The 15,867-nt window shown below is 70.7% G+C and carries 15 protein-coding genes; 11 read left to right on the top strand and 4 right to left on the bottom strand.

Features of this window, described 5'->3' with window-relative positions; genetic code table 11:
* Positions 1-62: 62 nt before the first annotated feature.
* The gene (locus NFT33_RS07960) at positions 63-551 is read left to right on the top strand and encodes a YajQ family cyclic di-GMP-binding protein (protein WP_037479714.1); all 489 of its coding nucleotides are present in this window, start codon (positions 63-65) and stop codon (positions 549-551) included.
* Between the two features lie 55 nt (positions 552-606).
* Here the strand turns inward: NFT33_RS07960 and NFT33_RS07955 are convergent, their stop codons facing one another.
* A complete protein-coding gene (locus NFT33_RS07955; protein ID WP_251674449.1) occupies positions 607-1,254 on the bottom strand; it encodes a hypothetical protein in 648 nt (215 codons plus the stop codon).
* A 179-nt stretch (positions 1,255-1,433) separates the two neighbouring features.
* Between NFT33_RS07955 and NFT33_RS07950 the strand changes: the two genes are divergently transcribed.
* The 6 genes from NFT33_RS07950 (at position 1,434) to ileS (ending at position 9,235) form a co-directional block, all read left to right on the top strand.
* Positions 1,434-2,639: an acyl-CoA dehydrogenase family protein gene (locus NFT33_RS07950; protein ID WP_220785083.1), complete on the top strand. Its 1,206-nt coding sequence runs from the start codon at positions 1,434-1,436 to the stop codon at positions 2,637-2,639.
* A gap of 28 nt (positions 2,640-2,667) precedes the next feature.
* A complete protein-coding gene (locus NFT33_RS07945) occupies positions 2,668-3,798 on the top strand; it encodes an acyl-CoA dehydrogenase family protein (RefSeq protein WP_251674446.1) in 1,131 nt (376 codons plus the stop codon).
* 31 nt (positions 3,799-3,829) lie between these two features.
* Complete coding sequence (locus NFT33_RS07940; RefSeq protein ID WP_251674444.1) at positions 3,830-4,399, top strand: thioredoxin family protein; 570 nt, start codon at positions 3,830-3,832, stop codon at positions 4,397-4,399.
* 29 nt (positions 4,400-4,428) lie between these two features.
* Positions 4,429-5,157 (top strand): pseudouridine synthase, encoded by a 729-nt coding sequence (locus NFT33_RS07935; protein ID WP_251674442.1) that lies wholly within the window; start codon positions 4,429-4,431, stop codon positions 5,155-5,157.
* A 35-nt stretch (positions 5,158-5,192) separates the two neighbouring features.
* Positions 5,193-6,215, top strand: coding sequence for a bifunctional riboflavin kinase/FAD synthetase (locus tag NFT33_RS07930; RefSeq protein WP_251674439.1), 1,023 nt, complete (start codon positions 5,193-5,195; stop codon positions 6,213-6,215).
* A 128-nt stretch (positions 6,216-6,343) separates the two neighbouring features.
* On the top strand, positions 6,344-9,235 hold the full coding sequence (ileS, locus tag NFT33_RS07925; RefSeq protein WP_251674437.1) for an isoleucine--tRNA ligase: 2,892 nt from the start codon (positions 6,344-6,346) through the stop codon (positions 9,233-9,235).
* Between the two features lie 42 nt (positions 9,236-9,277).
* Here ileS and NFT33_RS07920 read toward each other — a convergent pair whose 3' ends face one another.
* Positions 9,278-9,961: a GNAT family N-acetyltransferase gene (locus tag NFT33_RS07920; protein ID WP_251674434.1), complete on the bottom strand. Its 684-nt coding sequence runs from the start codon at positions 9,959-9,961 to the stop codon at positions 9,278-9,280.
* On the bottom strand, positions 9,961-11,292 hold the full coding sequence (locus tag NFT33_RS07915) for a hypothetical protein (RefSeq protein ID WP_251674432.1): 1,332 nt from the start codon (positions 11,290-11,292) through the stop codon (positions 9,961-9,963). The genes NFT33_RS07920 and NFT33_RS07915 overlap by 1 nt, the downstream gene beginning before the upstream one ends.
* Positions 11,293-11,619: 327 nt before the next feature.
* On the opposite strand from NFT33_RS07915, the gene lspA reads away from it, so the two are divergent.
* A complete protein-coding gene (gene lspA, locus NFT33_RS07910) occupies positions 11,620-12,159 on the top strand; it encodes a signal peptidase II (protein WP_251674430.1) in 540 nt (179 codons plus the stop codon).
* An 86-nt stretch (positions 12,160-12,245) separates the two neighbouring features.
* Positions 12,246-13,100, top strand: coding sequence for a DUF2189 domain-containing protein (locus NFT33_RS07905; RefSeq protein WP_251674428.1), 855 nt, complete (start codon positions 12,246-12,248; stop codon positions 13,098-13,100).
* Positions 13,101-13,124: 24 nt separating this feature from the next.
* Here NFT33_RS07905 and NFT33_RS07900 read toward each other — a convergent pair whose 3' ends face one another.
* Complete coding sequence (locus tag NFT33_RS07900; protein ID WP_251674541.1) at positions 13,125-14,108, bottom strand: quinone oxidoreductase family protein; 984 nt, start codon at positions 14,106-14,108, stop codon at positions 13,125-13,127.
* Positions 14,109-14,237: 129 nt separating this feature from the next.
* Here NFT33_RS07900 and tssJ point away from each other — a divergent pair, with 129 nt between their 5' ends.
* Together tssJ and tssK are read left to right on the top strand one after the other, a co-directional pair.
* Positions 14,238-14,843, top strand: a complete 606-nt coding sequence (gene tssJ / locus NFT33_RS07895) for a type VI secretion system lipoprotein TssJ (RefSeq protein ID WP_251674426.1) — start codon at positions 14,238-14,240, stop codon at positions 14,841-14,843.
* Positions 14,840-15,820 carry a type VI secretion system baseplate subunit TssK gene (gene tssK, locus NFT33_RS07890; protein WP_251674423.1) on the top strand — a complete coding sequence of 327 codons (981 nt, stop codon included), beginning with the start codon at positions 14,840-14,842 and terminating at the stop codon, positions 15,818-15,820. The genes tssJ and tssK overlap by 4 nt, the downstream gene beginning before the upstream one ends.
* Positions 15,821-15,867 lie beyond the last annotated feature (47 nt).

The raw sequence follows: 15,867 nt of genomic DNA, 5'->3' as shown, positions 1-15,867 counted from the left end.
GGCAGAATTTTCCCCTGTTTCCGAACCCCTTCGACGCCCGTCGTCCAGAAAGAGAACCCGCCATGCCCAGCTTCGACACCGTCCTCGAACCCGATCTCGTCGAGGTGCGCAATGCCATCGACCAGTCGAACAAGGAAATCGGCACCCGCTTCGACTTCAAGGGCAGCGATGCCAAGGTCGAGCTGAAGGACAAGGAGATCACGCTCTTCGCCGACAACGACCTGCAGCTGAAGAACGTCACCGACATCGTGCTGGGCAAGATGGCCAAGCGCGGCGTCGACATCCGCTTCCTCGACCTGACCGCCACCCCGGAGAAGATGAGCCACGACAAGCTCAAGCAGAAGGTGACCGTGAAGGCCGGCATCGAGAGCGATCTGGCCAAGAAGATCCAGAAGGCGATCAAGGACAGCAAGATGAAGGTCCAGGCCAGCATTCAGGGCGACACGGTGCGCGTGACCGGCGCCAAGCGCGACGACCTGCAGGCCGCGATGGCGCTGCTGAAGAAGACCGTCACCGAAGCGCCGCTGAGCTTCAACAACTTCCGCGACTGATGGACTGACCGAGGGCGCTGACCCTGACCGCGCGCGTCGAGACGCGCCGTGCCGCTCAGCGCGGCGTGTCGGCCTCGGCGGTGGTGGAGGTCTCGGCCGTGCGGCGGCGCTCCACCGGCCGGTTCAGCAGCGTCGGCAGCGAAGGCGGCAGCACCTGGGCTGTCGCGGTGCGGCTGCTGCGCCGTCGCCGCCGCGCCGGGGGCGTCACCGGCTCCAGCACCTCGCCGACAGGCATGTCTGCCGGCTCCAGTCCGGCCTTCAGATGGCGGCGCACCACCCCGCCGATCAGGTCGCTCTCGCGAAAGCCCAGCCCGTCGACCGCCAGGAAGCGCGAGGAATACTCGCCCAGCTCGCCCTCGGTGTCGCGCACCTTCCAGCCGGCGCCCCGGTAGCGGCGCGCGATGCCGCGGTTGAGCACCCATCCGGTGATCAGCATCGACAGGCCGGAAGACATCAGCGCCAGCGCCAGCGAGGCCACCACCGGCCAGGTGCGCAGATGGCGCCACTGGCGCGCATGGGCCAGCGCGATGCCGGCGCCCAGCACCGGCCAGGACAGACCGCCGCCACCGCCGGCGTCCAGCATCACGAACAGCTCGGCCACCGCCGCAGCGACGCCGCCCAGCACCAGCACCGCATCGGTCCCGAGGGACACATCGGTGTGCCGGTGCAGCACGGGATGGACGAAGGTGAGCGTCTTCTTCATGTCGTCGGAGGCGGATCGCCGGCACTGGTACCAGTTCGTAGCATCGGCATTCCAGGCCCGAACTTGACGCCCGCATGCCGGATCCGGATCAACCCGGAGCTGTCCCGGCAGCGACAAGACCGGCCGGCAGGCGATTTCTACACTGCGACGCCAGCACCCGACGCCCGAGGAGTCCGCCGATGCAGCTGTCCTTCACCGACGAGGAAATCGCCTTTCGCGCCGAGGTGCGCGCCTGGGTCGCAGAGAGCCTGCCGGCCGACCTGGCCGCCAAGGTGCACGGCGCGCTGCGCCTGTCGCGCGAGGACCTGCAGCGCTGGGCGCGCATCCTGGGTGCGAAGGGCTGGCTGGGCTGGGGCTGGCCGAAGGAATTCGGCGGGCCCGGCTGGAACGCGGTGCAGCGCCACCTGTTCGAGGAGGAATGCGCGCTGGCTGGCGCACCGCGGGTCGTGCCCTTCGGGCCGGTGATGGTCGCGCCGGTCATCATGGCCTTCGGCACGCCCGAGCAGCAGCGCCGCTTCCTGCCCGGCATCGCCAGCGGCGAGGTCTGGTGGAGCCAGGGCTACTCGGAGCCCGGCTCGGGCTCGGACCTGGCCAGCCTGAAGACCCGCGCCGAGCGCGTCGGCGACCGCTACATCGTCAACGGCCAGAAGACCTGGACCACGCTGGCCCAGCACGGCGACTGGATCTTCTGCCTGGTGCGCACCTCGACGGAAGGCAAGCCGCAGACCGGCATCAGCTTCCTGCTGATCGACATGAAGTCGCCCGGCGTGACGGTGCGGCCGATCCTCACGCTCGACGGCGAGCACGAGGTCAACGAGGTCTGGTTCGACGATGTCGAGGTGCCGGCCGACCAGCTCGTCGGCCAGGAGAACCAGGGCTGGACCTGCGCCAAGTACCTGCTCGCGCACGAGCGCACCAACATCGCCGACGTCAACCGCGCCAAGCGCGAGCTCGAGCGCCTCAAGCGCATCGCGCGCGCCGAGGGCCTGTGGGAGGACACGCGATTCCGCGATCAGATCGCGCTGCTGGAGGTCGACATCGTCGCGCTGGAGATGATGGTGCTGCGGGTGCTGTCGGCCGAGCGCGGGGGGAAGAAGTCGCTGGACGTGGCCGGGCTGCTGAAGATCCGCGGCAGCGAGATCCAGCAGCGCTACACCGAGCTGATGATGCTCGCCGGCGGCCCCTACAGCCTGCCTTTCATCTTCGAGGCGATGGAGGCCGGCTGGCAGGGCGACGCGGCGCTGGGCGGCGTCTGGCCGGGCGGCGATGCGCACGCGCACTGCATCCCGCTGACCTCGACCTACCTGAACTACCGCAAGACCACCATCTACGGCGGCAGCAACGAGGTGCAGCGCAACATCGTCGCGCAGACGCTGCTGGGCTGAGGGCTGGGCACAGGACAAGGAGACGGCGATGGACTTCGATTTCAGCGACGAGCAGGAGCAGCTGCGCGAGGCGGTGCGGCGCTGGGCCGAGCGGGCGCACGGCTTCGAGCGCCACCGCGCGATCGTGCGCGACGAGGGCGGCGACAGCGCGGCGGTCTGGGCCGAGCTGGCCGGGCTGGGCCTGACCGCGCTGGCGGTGCCGCAGGCGCACGCCGGGCTGGGCTTCGGCCCGGTCGAGGCGATGGTGGTGATGGAGGAGCTCGGTCGCGGGCGGGTCGGCGCACCGTATGCGGCGGCGGCGCTGGTGGCGCCGGTGCTGCTGTCGGGCGCGCCCGAGGCGCTGCAGGCGGCCTGGCTGCCGCGCATCGCCGCCGGCGACGCGCGGGTCGTGCTCGCGCACCAGGAAAGCGGCGCGCGCTACCGGCTCGACCGGGTCGAGACGAGGCTGGCGGCCGCGGACGGCGGCTGGCGCCTGAGCGGCCGCAAGAGCCTGGTGCCGGTCGGCGACCGCGCCGAGGCCTTCGTCGTCAGCGCCCGCGACGACGACGGCCGGCTGGCGCTGGCGCTGGTCGAGCGCGACGCGCCCGGCGTGACGGCGCGCGGCCACCTGCTGCACGACGGCACGCGCGCAGCCGAGCTGACCTGGAAGGACGCACCGGCGCAGCGCCTGAGCGCGGCCGGGACCGACGCGCTGCCCGCGCTCGAGCACGCAGCCGACGTGGCGATCGCCGCGCTGTGCGCCGAGGCGGTCGGGCTGATGGACTTCCTGGTCGCGCTGACCGCCGACTACCTGAAGACGCGGCGCCAGTTCGGCGTGCCGATCGCCAGCTTCCAGGCGCTGCGCCACCGGCTGGCCGACTGCAAGATGGCGCTGGAGCTGGCGCGCTCGATGAGCTATCTGGCCACGCTGCGCCTGGCGGACGCGCCTGAGTTGCGCCGGCGCGCCGTCGCGCAGGCCAAGGTGCAGCTCGGCCAGTCGATGCGCTTCGTCGGCCAGCAGTGCGTGCAGATGCACGGCGGCATCGGCGTGACCGACGACTATGTCGGCGCGCATGCCTTCAAGCGCCTGACCTGCATGGAGCTGCAGTGGGGCGACACGCTGCACCACCTCGGCGAAGTCGGCGCGCAGATGCAGGACACCGCCGGCGTGTTCGGCTGAGCCGGCTGGCGGGCTGGCATCATCGCGGCCCATGACAAGCAGCAAGCCAAGCAGCAAGCCCTCCTCCCCGCGAAAGAAGCTCCCGCGCGCCCTGCTGATCGCACTGGCCGTGGTGCTGGCGATTCCCGCGGCCCATGTCGGCCAGCGGGTCTGGAATCGCTATCTGCGCCCGGAGGTGCCCGGCCCCTACGACCGCCGCGCCGACGCCCAGGCCGACATCGGCCGCGCGGTCGACCAGGCCCGGCGCGAGAACCGGCGGGTGCTGGTGATGTTCGGCGCCAACTGGTGCCCGGAATGCCGCCGCCTGGCCGATGACCTGGCGCAGCCGGCGCTGGGGGCGCCGGTGGCCGAGCGCTTCGTCACCGTCAAGGTCGACATCGGTCATTTCGACCGCAACGGCCGCATCATCCAGCAGCTCGGCAATCCGGTCGACGACGGCATTCCGGCGCTGGTGGTGCTGGATGCGACCGGCCAGCGCCAGGGCATGCTGACCGGCAAGCAGGTGGTCAGCATGCGCCAGTCCGGCGAGCCCGCGCCGCTGCTGGCCGCGCTCGACGGCCTGGGCGGCACCGCCTCCACGCTGCCCGCCGCCAGGCCCTGAGCCCCGAACCCTCTTTTCCACTTTCCGCGATGGCCAAGAAATCCTCCCGCCGCGCTGCGGCGCTCTCCGTCTCGCAGGCGCTTTTCTCGCAAGGCTTCGGCACCCGCCGCGACTGCGACGGCCTGGTGCTCAACGGCCGGGTCGCGATCGCCGGCCGGGTGATCGACGATCCGGACGAGCCGGTCGAGACCGACGGCCTGGTGCTGACCGTCGAGGGCCGCGACTGGCCCTGGCACGAGAAGGCGCTGATCCTGCTGCACAAGCCCGCCGGCTACGAGTGCTCGCAGAAGCCCAAGCACTGGCCCAGCGTGATGACGCTGCTGCCGCCGCCGCTGCGCTGGCGCAGCGGCGGCGACCTGCAGCCGGTCGGCCGTCTCGACCAGGACACCACCGGCCTGCTGCTGCTGACCGACGACGGCGCGCTGATCCACCGCCTGACCCATCCGAAGAAGCATGTCGACAAGGTCTACGAGGTGAGCTGCGCGCGCCCGGTCACCGAGGAGCAGCTGGCGAAGCTGCGCGCCGGCGTGGTGCTCAACGACGACCCGGCGCCGGTGCGCTCCGAGGAATGCGAGATCACCGGCGAGTTCACGCTGCGCATGATGCTGACCGAGGGCAAGTACCACCAGGTCAAGCGCATGATCGCGGCGGTGGGCAACCATGTCGAGGCGCTGCACCGCAGCCGCTTCGGCCGCCTGACGATTCCCGACGGGCTCGCGCCGGGCCAGTGGTGCTGGGTCGATCCGGGCGCGATCTGAGCCACGATCCGGGCGGCACCGGATAATCGCGTCCCATGCGAGTCTTCCGTGGCATCCATCATCCCGGGCTGGCGCCGGCCTGTGCGCTGACGATCGGCAATTTCGACGGCGTGCATCGCGGCCATCAGGCGATGCTGGCGCTGCTGAACAACGAGGCGCGCCACCGCGGCCTGCCCAGCTGCGTGATGACCTTCGAGCCGCACCCGCGCGACTTCTTCGCCGCGCGGGCCGGTCAGCCGGACAAGGCGCCGGCGCGCATCGCCACGCTGCGCGACAAGCTCGGCGAGCTCGAGCGCTGCGGCGTCGACCAGGTGGTGCTGATGCGCTTCGACGAGCACCTGGCCGCGCAGTCGCCTCAGGCCTTCATCGACGAGGTGCTGCAGCGCGGCCTGGGCGCGCGCTATGTGCTGGTCGGCGACGACTTCCGCTTCGGCGCACGCCGCGCCGGCGACTACGCGATGCTCGACCGCGCCGGCAGCGCGTCCGGCTTCGACGTCGCGCGCATGATGAGCTACGAGGTGCACGGGCTGCGGGTGTCGAGCTCCGCGGTGCGCGAAGCACTGGCGCGCGGCGACATGACCGCCACCGCCGCGCTGCTGGGCCGTCCCTACAGCATCAGCGGCCATGTGACGCACGGGCGCAAGCTCGGCCGCGGGCTCGGGGCCTCGGCGACCGACGCCGACGACGGCTTTCGCACGCTGAACCTGCGCTTCGCGCATCGCCGATCGGCCGCCGCCGGCATCTATGTCGTGCGGGTGCATGGCATGACGGCGCAGCCGCTCGACGGCGTGGCCAGCCTGGGCGTGCGTCCGACGGTCGAGGACGCCGGACGCATCCTGCTCGAGACGCATGTGCTCGACTGGCCGGCCGAGCTGGGCCGCGAAGGGGGCTACGGTAAACTCGTGCGGGTGGAACTTCTGCACAAGCTGCGCGACGAGGCCCGCTACGACGGCCTCGACGCCCTGACCGCCGCGATCCGCCAGGACGTGGTGAACGCGCGCCTGTGGTTCGACGGCCACGCCGCCGAACGCCGCCAGACCACGCGCGACCGAATTTGAACGCGGCGCCCCCACGCCGCAACCGCCCCGCCTTGCCATTCCCGCGCACGCGGGAACCCACCCTTGCCACCGACCTCCCCCGTCGTGGATTCCCGCCTGCGCGGGAATGACGGCTTGAACGAATCGCCATGACTCAGACCCCCGCTACCGACTACCGCGCGACGCTCAACCTGGCCGACACGCCCTTCCCGATGCGCGGCGACCTGCCCAAGCGCGAGCCCGCCTGGGTCCAGGCCTGGAACGACGAGGGCCTGTACCTGCGCCTGCGCGAGGCGCGCCGGGGCGCGCCGCTGTTCGTGCTGCACGACGGCCCGCCCTACGCCAACGGCAAGCTGCACATCGGCCACGCGCTGAACAAGGTGCTCAAGGACATGATCGTCAAGTCGCGCCAGCTCATGGGCCTGGACGCGCAGTACATCCCCGGCTGGGACTGCCACGGCCTGCCGATCGAGAACGCGATCGAGAAGCTGCACGGCCGCAAGCTCTCGCGCGACGACATGCAGGCCAGGAGCCGCGCCTACGCCACCGAGCAGATCGGGCAGCAGCGCGAGGACTTCAAGCGCCTGGGCGTGCTCGGCGACTGGGAGCGCCCCTACCGGACGATGGACTTCGCGAATGAAGCCGGCGAGATCCGCGCCTTCAAGCGCGTGATCGAGCGCGGCTTCGTCTACCGCGGCCTCAAGCCCGTCTACTGGTGCTTCGACTGCGGCTCGTCCCTGGCCGAGTTCGAGATCGAGTACGCCGACAAGAAGAGCGACACGCTGGACGTGGCCTTCGAGGCCGATGACGCCGGCGCGCTGGCCGCCGCCTTCGGCCTGAGCGGCCTGCCGGGCGACGGGGCCAAGAAGGCCTTCGCCGTCATCTGGACCACCACCGCCTGGACCATTCCCGCCAACCAGGCGCTCAACGCGCACCCGGAGCTGAGCTACGCGCTGGTCGACACGCCGCGCGGCGTGCTGCTGCTGGCCGAGGAGCTGGTGGCCCGGTGCCTGGAGCGCTACAAGCTGGACGGCACGGTCATCGCCACCGCCAAGGGCGAGGCGCTCAAGGGCCTGGTCTTCCGCCATCCGCTGCACGACACGGTCACGGCCGAAGAAGGCGGCAAGTACAGCTACCGCCGCAAGAGCCCGCTGTACCTGGCCGACTATGTCACCGCCGGCGACGGCACCGGCATCGTGCATTCGGCGCCCGCCTACGGCGTGGACGACTTCAATTCCTGCATCGCGCACGGCTTGAAGTACGACGACATCCTCAACCCGGTGCAGGGCAACGGCGTCTATGCCGACGAGCTGCCCTTCTTCGGCGGCCAGCACATCTGGAAGGCCTGCGAGCGCGTCATCGAGGTGCTCGGCCAGAGCGACCGCCTGATGGCGACCCAGCCGATCGTCCACAGCTACCCGCACTGCTGGCGCCACAAGACGCCGGTGATCTACCGCGCCGCGGCGCAGTGGTTCGTGCGCATGGACGAGGGCGAGGGCGTGTTCACGACCGACAAGGCCCCGAAGACGCTGCGCCAGCTCGCGCTCGACGCGATCGACCAGACGCAGTTCTATCCCGAGAACGGCCGCGCCCGCCTGCGCGACATGATCGCCAACCGCCCGGACTGGTGCATCTCGCGCCAGCGCTCCTGGGGCGTGCCGGTGCCCTTCTTCCTGAACGTCAACACCGGCGAGCTGCATCCGCGCACGATGGAGATCCTCGACCAGGCGGCCGACATCGTCGAAAAGGGCGGCATCGAGGCCTGGAGCCGGGTCACGACCGAGGAGATCCTCGGTGCGGAAGACGCGCCGCACTACACCAAGAGCACCGACATCCTGGAGGTGTGGTTCGACTCCGGCTCGACCTTCCAGCATGTGCTGCGCGGCAGCCACGCCAAGAACTACGCCCGCGCGCCCTTCCACGACCAGGGCCCCGAGGCCGATCTGTACCTGGAAGGCCATGACCAGCACCGTGGCTGGTTCCACTCCTCGCTGCTGCTGGGCTGCGCGCTGTACGACCGCGCGCCGTACCGCGGCCTGCTGACCCACGGCTTCGCCACCGACGGCCAGGGCCGCAAGATGAGCAAGTCGCTCGGCAACACCGTCGAGCCGCAGACCATCACCACCAAGCTCGGCGCCGAGATCGTGCGGCTGTGGGTGGCCTCGACCGACTACTCGGGCGACCTGAACATCGACGACAGGATCCTGGCGCGCGTGGTCGATGCCTACCGCCGCATCCGCAACACGGTGCGCTTCCTGCTGGCCAACACCAGCGACTTCGATCCCGCAGCCGACCTGGTGGCGGACGCCGAGCTGCTGGAGATCGACCGCTACGCGCTGAGCCGCGCCGCCGAGCTGCAGGCCGAGATCCTGAAGCACTACGCGGTCTACGAGTTCCACCCGGTGGTCTCGAAGCTGCAGGTCTACTGCTCGGAGGACCTGGGCGCCTTCTATCTGGACGTGCTGAAGGACCGCCTGTACACGACCGCGCCGAAGTCGCTGGCGCGCCGCTCGGCACAGACCGCGCTGTGGAAGATCACGAACGCGATGCTGCGCTGGATGGCACCGTTCCTGAGCTTCACCGCCGAGGAAGCCTGGACGCAGTTCGCCGGCGGCGCCTCGCAGGGCTCGATCTTCTTCGAGACCTATGCCGATCTGGGCACGCCGGACGCGGAGCTGCTGGCCAAGTGGGCGGCCGTGCGCGCGGTGCGCGAGGCGGTCAACAAGGAGATCGAGACGGTGCGCACGGCCGGCGCGGTCGGCGCCTCGCTGCAGGCGACCGTGGCGATCACCGCGCCGCAGGCCGACTTCGAGCTGCTGGTCTCGCTGGGCGACGATCTGAAGTTCGTGCTGATCACCTCGGCGGTCACGCTGGCGGCCGGCGACGCGCTGACGGTCACCGTCACGCCGAGCACCGCGCCGAAGTGCGAGCGCTGCTGGCACTACCGCGACGACGTCGGCGCCAACCCGGCGCATCCGACGATCTGCGGCCGCTGCGACAGCAACCTGCACGGCGAGGGCGAGGCGCGCCACTGCGCCTGAGGCGGCGAGGCCCGGTACCCCGGGCCTCGGCGTCTCACGGCCTCACCAGTTGCGCTCGTAGATCCCGAGCTTGCGCCCGATGCGCCCGGCCAGCAGGTGCAGCTTCACCTTGCGCGCACGTCCGGCGGGCAGCGCGGCCTTCGGAGGCGGCATCTCGCCCCGAGCGTCGATGCGCTCGAAGTCGGTGCGCTCCAGCGTGACCAGCTGCGCGGTCTTGTGCGGCAGGTGCATCACCCGGTCCAGCCGGAAGCCGGTCTGCAGGCAGCGCTCGAGCATCCGGTCGTTGCGCAGGTCGGGCTCGGCCACGATGCGCTGCACCGCCGCCTCGCGGAAGATCCAGCGGCACATCAGCCGCATGATGTGGAAGGACAGGCCCGGCACCGCCGGGCCGTCGGCCGGCGCGACGATCAGGTGAAAGCCGCGGTCGCCGGCCTGGGCCAGGTAGAAGCGCGCCAGGTCATCGTCCTGCGGGCGGTAGGCCTCCATCAGGAAAAGCAGCCGACCGCTGCCGGCCAGCTCGCCCACCAGCGCCTCGATGCGGCCCTCGGCCACGATCGCGCGGAACTTGTCGCGCACCTGCTCGAGCGTCAGCCGATGCATGCCCCAGAACGCCGCGTAGTCGCGCCGCAGCCAGTCGTGCAGCACCGCAGCATCGCGCTCGGGATCCAGCGGTCGCAGCCTGATCGTGCCCAGGCCGGGCACGACCTGCTCCATCAGCGCCGACATCAGGCCGCCGCCCTGGCCGCGCGGCCATCCAGGCCCTGCTCGGCATCGAGCGACTGCAGCAGCGCACGCACCGCCACGCCGCAGCTGCGCACCTGCAGATCGTCCTGGCTGACCTTCGTGCCCTGGAAGCGATCGAGCGACTGGTTCGTCAGGTCCAGCTCCTGCTGGCAGCGCGGCTGCAGCACCGCGGTGATGCGGCGCAGCCGGCGTGCGGCCGCGGCGCGACCCTCGGGGCCGGAAATCTCGCCCAGGCGCGCCTGGCCGTCGGGGCCGAGCAGGCCGGCCTGCGTCAGCGCGGCCTGCGTCTCGTGGTCGTCGAACTCGGCCAGCAGCGCCAGCACCACCTTCAGCAGATTGGCCAGCACGGTGCGGTCGTCGAGTTCGGTCCGGGCGCGGTGATAGCAGCCCGCCAGCGTGCGCGCGAGCAGCTCGGCCTCGGACGGTGCCAGCGCGGCGGCCGGGTCGGCCTGCAGCGCCAGCAGCGTCTGCGCGCTCAGGCACTGCGCCAGCTTGACCAGCAGCTCCAGCTTCGAGCTGGCATAGACATAGGCGTAGAAGCGGTCCCAGTCGTCGATCGCCGACAGCATGCGCGTGACCTCGGTCGAGTTCAGCTCCTTGGCGTAGGTGCCGTTCATCGTCGCGTCGAGGAACTGGGTGATCAGCTTCTTGCTGCCCGCGCAGCCGTGACCGCTCAGGCCCGACAGCAGCGAGCCGGAGCTGTCGGCCAGCTCGTACAGGCGCTCGCCGCTCATCGGTTCGGGATCGAGCGGCGTGAGGTCGCCCTTCTCCATCAGCGCGCGCACCACCATGAAGGGGCCGACGCCCAGCGTGAAGAACACCGTCTCCAGCGGCGGCGTCGCGGCATAGGTGCTGCCGCGGCGACGCACCAGATAGGACACATAGGCCGCGCCCATCTTGGACAGCACATAGCCTTCCATCAGGTTGAAGCGCGAGTGGTCCAGACCGCGGCGCGCGATGTAGTTCGCGCGCACCGTGGTGACCAGCTGCAGCGCGTCGTCCCAGGACGCCATCACGTTGCGCAGCGCCGTCAGGTTGATCGGCAGGCCGTAGCGCGAGCCCTCGAACTTGCAGGGCTTGCTCTCGGTCTCGACGATCTCGCGGTAGATCTCGGGATTGGTGTTGTTCTCGCCGATCTGGCGGCCGTCGTCGGAATGGAAGGCGCAGATGCCGTTCCAGACGTCGTAGTCGAACTCCATGCGCGGACGCATGTAGGGCGGCGGACGCAGGCGGGAGTAGGCCTTCACCGCGACCGGATTCAGTCGCTTCGAGAAGTAGGCGCTCCGGAGGGCGGACTTGATCGGTTCCAGCATGGCTATCGGCTCTCTTGTACTCTCTGAGGATCTCGCGGGGGTGCTGCGCTGACGCAGCGCTGCATCGTCACGACCCAGGCGGCAATCGGCCGTCTGCCACCCCGGCCCGGTCATGCAGGCTCGACTTCTCCCATCCGCCATGATGCCTGACAAGCGACCAGATCAGAGGCTGGCCAGTCGGCTGCGGGTACTGTGATGCAGATCACATGGGCCGCGAACGGGCGATGCATCCGGCCAACAGCGGCCCGCCCGGCTCACGGGACGAAACTGGCTACAGTGGCGCATCCGCCGGCCACGCGCCGGCTTTCTCCGACCCTTGCGACCGCGATGTCCTCCAAGCCCCGATCTTCCTCGTCCTCCCGCACCGATGCCCGTCCGGGCCGCCTGCTGCCCTGGCTGGCCCTGGCCTTCCTGATCATCGTGCTCGACCAGATCACCAAGATCCTGATCGTGCAGCGCTTCCAGCTCGGTGACGGCCAGGTCATCACCGGCTTCTTCAATCTGGTGCGGCTCCACAACACCGGCGCGGCCTTCAGCTTCCTGGCCCAGGCCTCGGGCTGGCAGCGCTGGTTCTTCATCGGCCTGGGCTTCGCGGCCTCGGCGATGTTCATCTGGATGCTCCGCAGCCACGCCGAGCAGCGCCTGTTCGCCTTCAGCGTGGCCATGCTGCTCGGCGGCGCGCTGGGCAATGTCATCGACCGCGCCTGGCACGGCCATGTGATCGACTTCCTGCAGTTCCACTGGGACGTCCTCGCGCCGATGTTCCCGGGCGGCTATTTCCCCTCGTTCAACCTGGCCGACTGCGCGCTGACCGCCGGCGCGATCGGGCTGATCCTCGACGAGCTGCTGCGGGTGCGGCGCAGCTGAGCGGCCGGCCGCCGGCCGGGAATCCCCGGGCTGTCCAGGGTCGGGGGGCGGCGCTAATCTCCATGCAGAGCGACAGGAGATGCGCAATGACGCCGATCAATCCGTCGACCGACAACACGCCGGCCGAATCCTCCGCAACCCTGACCGGCGACCCGGCCACGACCCGGGAGACCGCACCGATCCGGCTGCGCCCGCTGCCGATGGGCGCGCCGGTGCGCTGGCTGGCCCGAGGCCTGGCCGACTTCCGCCGCCACCCCTCGATCGGCCTGTTCTACGGCCTGTGCTTCGTCGCGATGGGCTGGGGCCTGCTGAAGGTCTACGAGAACGCGCCGGCCTACATGCTGGCGCTGTCGGCCGGCTTCCTGCTGATGGGCCCCTTCCTGTGCATGGGCCTGTACGACGTGTCGATGAAGCTCGAGCGCGGCGAGCGCCCCGATTTCGGCGACTCCCTGGTCGCCTGGGAAAGCCACCTCGGCCAGATGGCGATCTTCGGCTTCGTGCTGCTGGTGCTGGAAATGCTCTGGGGCCGGGCGGCGATGGTGGTGTTCGCGGTCAGCTTCGACGGCATGCCGGACATGAAGGGCTCGCTGCTGGCCCTGCTCGACCCGAACAACATCGGCTTCATCGTCACCTACCTGGGCGTCGGCGCGATCTTCGCCGGGCTGATCTTCGCGGTCAGCGTCATCAGCATTCCGATGATGCTCGACCGCCAGGTCGATGCGATCACCGCCGGCCTGACCAGCATGCGCCTGGTGCTGACCCAGCCCGGGGTGATGATCTTCTGGGGCGCGCTGCTGACCGCGCTGACGGTGCTGGCGATGCTGCCGGGCTTTCTCGGCCTGATCGTCCTGGGCCCGATCCTCGGCCACGCCAGCTGGCATGCCTACCGGGACGCGGTCATCGACGAGACCCGCGACCCGGACGGCAACGCACGCGGCTGAGCGGCGGGCCGAGCCCCGCCCCGTTCAGGGCAGCAGCACCAGGCAGCCGGTGGTGACGCGCGAGGCCAGATCGGCATGGGCCTGGGCGGCGTCGGCCAGCGCATAGCGGCGCGACACCGGAATCCGCACTTCGCCGGAACTCACCCGCGCGAACAGATCGTCGGCCATCGCCTGCGTGCTCTCGCGGGTGGCCAGGTGGGTGAACAGCGTCGGGCGCGTCAGATGCAGCGAGCCCTTGGCCGCCAGCACGCCGAGGTTCACCGGCGGCACCGACCCGGAGGCATTGCCGAAGCTGGCCATCAGGCCGAAGGGCTCCAGGCAGTCGAGCGAGCCCTCGAAGGTGTCCTGGCCGATCGAGTCGTAGACCGCACGCACGCCGCGCCCGCCGGTGATCTCGCGCACCCGGGCGACGAAGTCCTCGCTGCGGTAGTCGATGGCGAACTCGGCACCATGCGCGAGCGCCAGACCGCATTTCTCGGCGCCGCCGGCGGTGCCGATCAGCCGCAGGCCCAGCGCGCGCGCCCACTGGCAGGCGATCAGGCCGACGCCGCCGGCCGCCGCATGCCACAGCACGAAGTCGCCCGGCTGCAGCCCGCCCTGCGGCTGGGTGCGCCGCAGCAGGTACTGCACCGTCAGGCCCTTGAGCATCATCGCGGCGCCCGTCTCGAAGTCGATGCCGTCGGGCAGCACCACCACCGAGCGCGCCGGCATCACCCGCACTTCGCAGTAGCTGCCCGGCGGCTGGCTGGCGTAGGCGACGCGGTCGCCGGGCTGCAGATGGGTCACGCCGGCGCCGACCGCCTCGACCACGCCGGCGCCCTCCATGCCCAGCGTCAGCGGCAGCGGGTTGGCGTACAGGCCGGTGCGCTGGTAGATGTCGATGAAGTTGACGCCGACGGCATGGTGGCGGATGCGCACCTCGCCGGGGCCGGGCTCGCCGACCTCCAGCTCGACGAGCTGCATCGCTTCGGGGCCGCCGAACTGGCGGATCTGCAGGGCGCGGGTCATCGCGGGCATCGGGTTCTCCTGTCTCCTGGACCATGAAGGGCAATCGCGCGCGAGCCTACCGGAGTCGCGCGCTCGCGGGGTTACCTTAGTCATGGTGACCGCGACGGGTGCGCGGCTATCCTCGTCTGCATGTCGAATGCCTGCGCCGAGCGCGCCGGCGGCGCCGGCGAGCCGCGGCGCCGCACCGGCCTGATCATCCTGGGATCGCTGCTGCTCGGCCCGCTGGCCGGCTGCGGGATGCGCCGTCCGCCCCCCATCGCGGCGCCGGCACGGCAACAGCCGGCCGAAGCGCCGCAGCCGCTGATCGCCCGTCTGCTGTCGCCCGATCCGACCCGGCTGGACCTGCAGATCAGCACCGACGCCGAACTCAACCCGGATGCACGCGGCCGCAGCTCGCCACTGCTGCTGCGCCTGTACGAGCTGGCCGGACCGGCGCAGTTCGAGGCGGCGGACTTCATGGCGCTGTTCGAGCGCGAACGCGAGGTGCTCGGCGCCGACCTGCTCGGCCGCGAGGAATGGATCCTGCCGCCGGCCAGCCTGCGCAGCCTGCAGCGTCAGGCCGCGGCCGGTGCACGCCATCTGGGCGTGCTGGCCGCCTACCGTGACCTGGAACGCGCTCGCTGGCGCCTGCTGGTTCCGCTGCAGCCGAGTCAGCCCAACCGGCTGCGCATCCGCGCCAGCGCCCACGCACTCGGGCTGGCCGACATGACTGCCGCCGACGGGATGCCGCGATGAGCTGGCGCAGCAAGGTCGTCTGGTCGCAGGGCATGTTCCTGCTGCCGCACCACTTCCAGCAGGAATCGCGCTACCAGGAGCGGCTGCTCGATGCGCGGGTGCGCGCCGCCGGCGAGCATGGCTGGGGCTTCGGCGAGCTGGTGATCGACGAGGGCTTGCTGGCCCAGGGGCGCGTCGGCATCGAGCGGGCGCACGGCGTGCTGCCCGACGGCACGCCCTTCGCGATCCCGCAGCACGACGCGCCGCCCGAGCCGCTCGAGATTCCCGCCGAGCTCAAGAGCGAGCGCATCCACCTGGCGCTGGCCCGCGCCAGCGCCGACGGGCCCGACGAGATCGACCTGGGCATCACGACCGGCTCGGCACGCGGCATGGCGCGCTACGAGGCGCGCACCGAGCGGCTGCGCGACAGCTGCGACGGCTCGGCCGATCCGGAGGAGATCCAGACCGGCCAGCTGCGCCTGCGGCTGCTGCGCGAGCGCGAGCTCGGCGGCGGCCTGGCCTCGATCGCGGCGGTGCGCGTGCTCGAGCGCGGCAGCGACGGCACGGTGCGGCTCGACCGCGATCACATTCCCGGCGCGTGGCGGCTCGACGCCAGCACGCCGCTGCCCGCCGACGTGCGCCGCGTTCACGCGCTGCTGCGCGAGCGTGCGCAGTCCCTGGCGCGCGACATGGGCCAGCTCGGCCACGGGGTCGCGGAGATCTCGGCCTTCCTGATGCTGCAGATGCTCAACCGCCACGAGCCGCGCTGGCACGAGCTGGCGCGCGCGCCCTCGGTGCATCCGCGCACGCTGTTCGATCTGGCGCTGGCGCTGGCCGGCGAGCTGGCGACCTTCGCCAGCGCGTCGCGCCGGCCGCCGGAATTCCCGGTCTACGACCACGAGAACCTGCAGGGCTGCTTCACGCCGGTGTGGGAGGCGCTGCACGCGATGCTGTCCTTCGAGCCATCCCTTTCAAGGTGCCCGCCAGGGAGCCAGTAAGCTGGGGGAATGAAGAAGCCACAGGAGAACGAGATCTGGGAAGCGGT

The sequence above is a fragment of the Sphaerotilus sp. FB-3 genome, assembly GCF_023706025.1.
GTDB lineage: Bacteria > Pseudomonadota > Gammaproteobacteria > Burkholderiales > Burkholderiaceae_C > Sphaerotilus > Sphaerotilus sulfidivorans.
The sequence above is the reverse complement of the archived record's forward strand: the minus strand, read 5'-3'. Positions and strand labels throughout refer to the sequence as shown.

Bases quoted from the DNA above. Each gene is read 5' to 3' on its own strand.
- NFT33_RS07960 (WP_037479714.1), top strand. From the start codon at position 63: ATGCCCAGCTTCGACACCGTCCTCGAACCCGATCTCGTCGAGGTGCGC.
- NFT33_RS07955 (WP_251674449.1), bottom strand. From the start codon at position 1,254: ATGAAGAAGACGCTCACCTTCGTCCATCCCGTGCTGCACCGGCACACC.
- NFT33_RS07950 (WP_220785083.1), top strand. From the start codon at position 1,434: ATGCAGCTGTCCTTCACCGACGAGGAAATCGCCTTTCGCGCCGAGGTG.
- NFT33_RS07945 (WP_251674446.1), top strand. From the start codon at position 2,668: ATGGACTTCGATTTCAGCGACGAGCAGGAGCAGCTGCGCGAGGCGGTG.
- NFT33_RS07940 (WP_251674444.1), top strand. From the start codon at position 3,830: ATGACAAGCAGCAAGCCAAGCAGCAAGCCCTCCTCCCCGCGAAAGAAG.
- NFT33_RS07935 (WP_251674442.1), top strand. From the start codon at position 4,429: ATGGCCAAGAAATCCTCCCGCCGCGCTGCGGCGCTCTCCGTCTCGCAG.
- NFT33_RS07930 (WP_251674439.1), top strand. From the start codon at position 5,193: ATGCGAGTCTTCCGTGGCATCCATCATCCCGGGCTGGCGCCGGCCTGT.
- ileS (WP_251674437.1), top strand. From the start codon at position 6,344: ATGACTCAGACCCCCGCTACCGACTACCGCGCGACGCTCAACCTGGCC.
- NFT33_RS07920 (WP_251674434.1), bottom strand. From the start codon at position 9,961: ATGTCGGCGCTGATGGAGCAGGTCGTGCCCGGCCTGGGCACGATCAGG.
- NFT33_RS07915 (WP_251674432.1), bottom strand. From the start codon at position 11,292: ATGCTGGAACCGATCAAGTCCGCCCTCCGGAGCGCCTACTTCTCGAAG.
- lspA (WP_251674430.1), top strand. From the start codon at position 11,620: ATGTCCTCCAAGCCCCGATCTTCCTCGTCCTCCCGCACCGATGCCCGT.
- NFT33_RS07905 (WP_251674428.1), top strand. From the start codon at position 12,246: ATGACGCCGATCAATCCGTCGACCGACAACACGCCGGCCGAATCCTCC.
- NFT33_RS07900 (WP_251674541.1), bottom strand. From the start codon at position 14,108: ATGACCCGCGCCCTGCAGATCCGCCAGTTCGGCGGCCCCGAAGCGATG.
- tssJ (WP_251674426.1), top strand. From the start codon at position 14,238: ATGTCGAATGCCTGCGCCGAGCGCGCCGGCGGCGCCGGCGAGCCGCGG.
- tssK (WP_251674423.1), top strand. From the start codon at position 14,840: ATGAGCTGGCGCAGCAAGGTCGTCTGGTCGCAGGGCATGTTCCTGCTG.